Origin of the sequence: Salipiger sp. HF18 (assembly GCF_011806505.1) — a bacterium.
Classification (GTDB): domain Bacteria; phylum Pseudomonadota; class Alphaproteobacteria; order Rhodobacterales; family Rhodobacteraceae; genus Salipiger; species Salipiger thiooxidans.
This window is the reverse complement of the sequence record NZ_JAATOS010000338.1, coordinates 1-4380: the sequence shown is the minus strand read 5'-3', so window position 1 is coordinate 4380 and position 4380 is coordinate 1. Positions and strand designations below refer to the sequence as shown.

The following is a 4380-nucleotide window of genomic DNA, read 5'->3' as shown; positions in this document are numbered from 1 at the left end:
TTCCCGAGGACCGACCTCTTTTGCCCCAGAACAACGCCCCCGCACCCTACGCCCGGCGCTCTCCCTTCGCGCCGCGCTGGCCGCGAAAGCTGCTCGGCACGCTGCTGACCATCGCGGTCACGCTGCTCGGCCTGCTCTTCGTGACCTTCATGATCGGCCGCGTCATGCCCATCGACCCGGTGCTCGCGGTGATCGGCGAGCGCGCGACGCAGGCGCAGTACAACGCCGTCTACCTCGAGCTCGGCCTCGACAAGCCGCTGCTGGCGCAGTTCGCGATCTACGTGAACGACGTGCTGCACGGCGATTTCGGCACCTCCATCCGCACCGGCCAGCAGGTCTCGGACGACATCCGCCGGGTGTTCCCCGCGACGCTCGAACTGGCGACGCTGGGCACCCTGATCGGGGTCTTCATCGGCGTGCCGCTGGGCGTGCTGGCGGCGGTCTACCGCGGCACCTGGATCGACCAGCTGGCGCGCCTCGTGGGGCTCGTCGGCTATTCCATGCCGATTTTCTGGCTGGGGCTCGTGGGGCTGCTGGTGTTCTACGGCATCCTCGGCTGGGTCGCGGGGCCGGGCCGGCTCGGCGTCTTCTACCAGGGCATCGTGCCCACCCGCACCGGCCTGCTGCTGCTCGACGCGGCGATCGCCGGCGACTGGACGGTGTTCAAGGACGCCTTCAGCCACATCATCCTGCCGGCCTCGCTGCTCGGGTATTTCTCGCTGGCCTACATCAGCCGCATGACCCGCAGCTTCATGCTCGAACAGCTGAACTCGGAATATATCACCACCGCCCGGGTGAAGGGGCTCAGCGAATGGAACGTGGTCTGGCGCCACGCCTTCCGCAACATCCGCATCCAGCTGGTGACGGTGATCGCGCTGGCCTATGCCAACCTGCTCGAGGGTTCGGTGCTGACCGAGATCATCTTCGCCTGGCCCGGCATCGGCAGCTACATCACCACCTCGCTGCTCTCCAACGACATGAACTCGGTGCTGGGCGGAACCGTGGTGATCGGCACCATCTTCGTGGCGCTGAACATCTTCTCCGACCTGCTCTACCGCTTCTTCGACCCGAGGGCCAAATGAGCGACCGTCCGACCCCTTCCCCCCGCCCCGGCCTGCGCGCCTGGCTGCTCTCCGACGCCCCGAGCTCGCGCCGGCAGGCCCGCGCCGCCGCATGGTACGCCGGCTGGCTGAAGCTGCGCGCCAACACGCTGGCGATGGCGGGGCTCGTCGTGCTGGTGCTGCTCATTGCCATGGCGCTCTTCGCGCCGCTCGTGGCCACGCAGGATCCCTTCGTGCAGGACCTCGGCGCGCGGCTGCTGCCGCCGGGCACCGACGGGCATCTCTTCGGCACCGACAGCCTTGGCCGCGACATCTGGTCGAGGCTGGTCTACGGCGCCCGCATCTCGCTCTACATCGTGGCGCTGGTGGCGCTGGTGGCGCCGCTGCTCGGTCTCATCATCGGCACCGTCGCGGGCTACATGGGCGGCATCGTCGACGTGGTGCTGATGCGTTTCACCGACATCTTCCTCGCCTTCCCGCGGCTGATCCTCGCGCTCGCCTTCGTGGCCGCCCTCGGCGCCGGCATCGAGAACGCGGTGCTTGCCATCTCGCTCACTGCCTGGCCGCCCTACGCCCGCATCGCCCGGGCCGAGACCCTGACCATCCGCAACTCCGACTTCATCCACGCCATCAAGCTGCAGGGCGCGGGCCCGATCCGCATCATCACCCGCCACGTCTGGCCGCTCTGCATCTCGAGCCTGGTGATCCGCGTCACCCTCGACATGGCCGGCATCATCCTGACCGCCGCGGGCCTCGGCTTCCTCGGCCTCGGTGCCCAGCCGCCGAGCCCGGAATGGGGCGCCATGGTCTCGGAGGGGCGCAAGTACATCCTCGACCACTGGTGGGTCGCCACCATTCCCGGCCTCGCGATCTTCACCATCTCGCTCGCCTTCAACCTGCTGGGCGACGGTCTGCGCGACGTGCTCGACCCGAAGGAGGCCGGCAAATGACCGCCCCCGCGCGACCCCGCCCCTTCATCTTGCCGGGCAAACTCCGGGGGAGTCGCCCCCCGGGCGACGGGGGCAGCGCCCCCGACCTCGGCCACCACGGGCAGCAGCCATGACCAATCTCCTCGACGTCGAAAACCTCCGCGTCAGCTTCCCCACCCGCTCCGGCCGCTTCGAGGCGGTGCGCGGCATCTCCTTCTCGCTGGGCCGCGAACGGCTGGGCATCGTGGGCGAATCCGGCTCCGGCAAGTCGATGACCGGCCGCGCCCTTCTGCGCCTCATCCGCAAGCCGGGCGAGGTCACCGCCGACCGCATGGAGATGGGCGGCACCGACCTGCGCACCGCCTCCGAAAAGCAGATGCGCAGGATCCGCGGCCGCCACGCCTCGATGATCATGCAGGACCCCAAGTTCTCGCTGAATCCGGTGATGACCGTGGGCCAGCAGATCACCGAGGCCCTGCTCACCCACGAGAAGATCTCCCGCGCCGAGGCCCGCACGCGCGCCATCGCCATGCTCGACGCGGTGGCGATCCGCGACCCCGAGCGGGTCATGGGTCTCTACCCGCACGAGGTCTCGGGCGGCATGGGCCAGCGCATCATGATCGCCATGATGCTGATCCCCGACCCCGAGATCCTGATCGCCGACGAGCCCACCTCCGCCCTCGACGTCTCGGTGCAGCTGCAGGTGCTCGAGATCATGGACAAGCTCGTCACCGACCGCGGCATGGGGCTGATCTTCATCAGCCACGACCTCAACCTCGTCTCCAACTTCTGCGACCGCATCCTGATCATGTACGCGGGCCGCATCGTCGAGGTCTGCGAGGCCGGCCGGCTGCACGAGGCGACCCATCCCTAGACCAGAGGCCTGCTCAAAGAAGGGAAAGATCCAGAACACCCCCGCCCCCGCCTCGACGTGCTGAGCCGCGATCCGCAATGGCGCGAGGCCGCCTCCGTGAGCGCCCTGCTATGAGCGCGATCTCGATCCGCGACCTGAACGTCTGGTTCGGCGAGGGCGCCGAGCAGGTCCGCGCCGTCAGGGGCGCCGCCTTCACCGTGGCCGAGGGCGAGAGCTTCGGCCTCGTCGGCGAATCCGGCTCGGGCAAGTCGACGGTACTGCGCGCGCTGGCCGGGCTGGTGGACAGCTGGAGCGGCGACATGTCGGTGATGGGAACCCCGCTCGGCCGCCGCCGCGCGCCGGCCTTCTTCAAGACCGTGCAGATGGTGTTTCAGGATCCCTATGCCTCGCTGCACCCGCGCCACACGGTCGACCGGGTGCTGGGCGAGGTGCTGAAGCTGCACGGCTTCGGAGACATCGACGCCCGCATCGACCGGCTGCTCACCGACGTGGGCCTCGGCACCGGCTTCCGCTTCCGCTACCCGCACCAGCTCTCGGGCGGCCAGCGCCAGCGCGTCGCCATCGCCCGCGCCCTCGCCCCCGAACCGCGCATCGTGCTGCTCGACGAGCCCACGTCGGCGCTCGACGTCTCGGTACAGGCCGAGATCCTCAACCTGCTCTCCGATCTGCGGGCCGAGCGCGGCCTGACCTACCTGATGGTGAGCCACGATCTCGGCGTCATCGGCCACATGTGCGACCGCATCGCGGTGATGCAGCACGGCGAGATCGTCGAGCTGCTGGACGTCGGGAAGATGCGCGCCCTCGAAGCCGAGCACAGCTACACGAAGCACCTCCTCGACAGCTCGATCCGCAGCATCCGCTGATCCGCCAGCCCCTGCGCGGGGCGGCCGGCGCGGATGCCTCCGGCGGGAGTTTATTCGGCAAGATGAAGACACATGCCGCCCCGAGCGGACCTCCGCTCTTCATCTTGCAAGGCAAACTCCGGGGGTGAGGCCGCAGGCCGAGGGGGCAGCGCCCCCCTCTTGCCTTGTCACACTCGTCGCCTCCTAAATCCTTCATCGAGGTATTCACGCGCAGCCAGGTCCCGCGATGATACCGCCGCAAGCAAGGCCCGGACCGGCCCTCAGCCCGCCTTGCGCAGTTCCGGCGCCACCTTGGTGCCGAGCACCTCGATTGCCTTCAGCATCTCCGACTGCTCGATCACCCCGATCGCCATCTGGATGGTGACGCGATCAAAACCGAGGTCCTCGCGCAACGACAGGATCTTGTCGACGATCTGCGCCGGCGAGCCCACGAACTGCGCGCCTTCCGGGCCGATGCCCGCCTCGAACTGCGCCCTGCTCTGCGGGCCCCAGCCGCGCTCGCGCCCGAGCTGGTCCATCACCGCCTTCTGCGCCGGGAAGAAGATGTCCGCCGCGCGCTTGCCGTCCTCACCCACGAGGCCGTGCACGTTCAGCGACACCCGCGCCTTGTCCTCGTTGCCCGCCTGTGCGGCGGCGCGACGGTAGAGATCCGC

General features: G+C 68.9%; 4 protein-coding genes and 1 pseudogene. 4 read left to right on the top strand and 1 reads right to left on the bottom strand.

Translation table 11 applies throughout. The features are described 5' to 3' along the window. Nucleotides 1-20 precede the first annotated feature (20 nt). The 4 genes and pseudogenes from HC022_RS19965 to HC022_RS19950 all read left to right on the top strand — a co-directional run bounded on the left by HC022_RS19965 (nucleotide 21) and on the right by HC022_RS19950 (nucleotide 3727). Nucleotides 21-1082: an ABC transporter permease gene (locus tag HC022_RS19965; protein WP_167453587.1), complete on the top strand. Its 1062-nt coding sequence runs from the start codon at nucleotides 21-23 to the stop codon at nucleotides 1080-1082. Next, entirely contained in the window at nucleotides 1079-2011 is a 933-nt protein-coding gene (locus HC022_RS19960; protein ID WP_167453586.1) for an ABC transporter permease, read from the top strand. Before HC022_RS19965 ends, HC022_RS19960 begins: the two co-directional genes overlap by 4 nt. A gap of 109 nt (nucleotides 2012-2120) precedes the next feature. Further along, nucleotides 2121-2978, top strand: a pseudogene (locus HC022_RS19955) (ABC transporter ATP-binding protein). Next, nucleotides 2975-3727 carry an ABC transporter ATP-binding protein gene (locus HC022_RS19950; protein WP_167453585.1) on the top strand — a complete coding sequence of 251 codons (753 nt, stop codon included), beginning with the start codon at nucleotides 2975-2977 and terminating at the stop codon, nucleotides 3725-3727. Before HC022_RS19955 ends, HC022_RS19950 begins: the two are co-directional and overlap by 4 nt. 260 nt (nucleotides 3728-3987) lie before the next feature. Here the strand turns inward: HC022_RS19950 and HC022_RS19945 are convergent. Further along, nucleotides 3988-4380: LLM class flavin-dependent oxidoreductase (locus tag HC022_RS19945; protein ID WP_368484704.1), on the bottom strand; the 393-nt coding region annotated here is incomplete at its 5' end.

Bases quoted from the DNA above. Each gene is read 5' to 3' on its own strand.
- HC022_RS19960 (WP_167453586.1), top strand. From the start codon at position 1,079: ATGAGCGACCGTCCGACCCCTTCCCCCCGCCCCGGCCTGCGCGCCTGG.
- HC022_RS19950 (WP_167453585.1), top strand. From the start codon at position 2,975: ATGAGCGCGATCTCGATCCGCGACCTGAACGTCTGGTTCGGCGAGGGC.